A 693-nucleotide genomic window follows, 5' to 3' on the forward strand; every position below is an offset into this window, starting at 1 on the left:
CATTAATTCCTTCGTTACTTAGTATAATTTTAACTGGAAGTAGARTWYCTWTKGCYTWYTTAATATCAAAGCCTAACCTATTAGGTCTTGATGGAGTATGGTGGAGTATAAGTATATCAAGTATATTTAAAGGTATAYTACTTTTTGCTATATTTATAATACTTGTAAAAACACAAAAACTATATAGTTTTAATAAACTACAGCCAAGTTTTGTGGAAAATAAAAATGATAGTTATTAAAAATAATTTTTAAAATAGGTAGATATAAGTCTACCTATTTTTTATTAAAAATGATATTATAAAAAAGAAATTAAACATTAAGGAGACTTAAACATGGAAAAAATGGAAATGAATATATTAATAACTAATGAAGCTAAAAGAGAATTAGATAAATTACTAGAAAACAGTGATAAAGAATGTATAAGAATACGTACTAGATGTATAACTATGACATCAGATGCAAAAATAGATATAGAGCTAGATGAGCCTAATGCTAATGACAATTTATATGATGTAGATGGATATAAGATAATAATAAATAAGGTATTAGATTCACAAATGAATTATATAACAATATCTTATGGTGGACTTCTTAGCCGTAATCAATTCTGCGTTGATGCCGATTTCTGCTTCTATTACTAAGAGAATGATTTAATTTTTTTYTMTAAGTAAAAAAGTTGTTTATTCAAGATTA

At 24.2% G+C, this 693-nt stretch carries 1 protein-coding gene and 1 pseudogene; both read left to right on the plus strand.

The features are described 5' to 3' along the window. Window positions 1-239, plus strand: a pseudogene (locus tag G3997_RS04570) (hypothetical protein); the annotation flags it as partial. A gap of 93 nt (window positions 240-332) precedes the next feature. Continuing rightward, a complete protein-coding gene (locus G3997_RS04575; RefSeq protein ID WP_296648795.1) occupies window positions 333-641 on the plus strand; it encodes a hypothetical protein in 309 nt (102 codons plus the stop codon). The last annotated feature ends 52 nt before the right edge of the window (window positions 642-693 follow it).

Source organism: Romboutsia sp. 13368 (genome assembly GCF_018336475.1).
Lineage (GTDB): Bacteria > Bacillota > Clostridia > Peptostreptococcales > Peptostreptococcaceae > Romboutsia.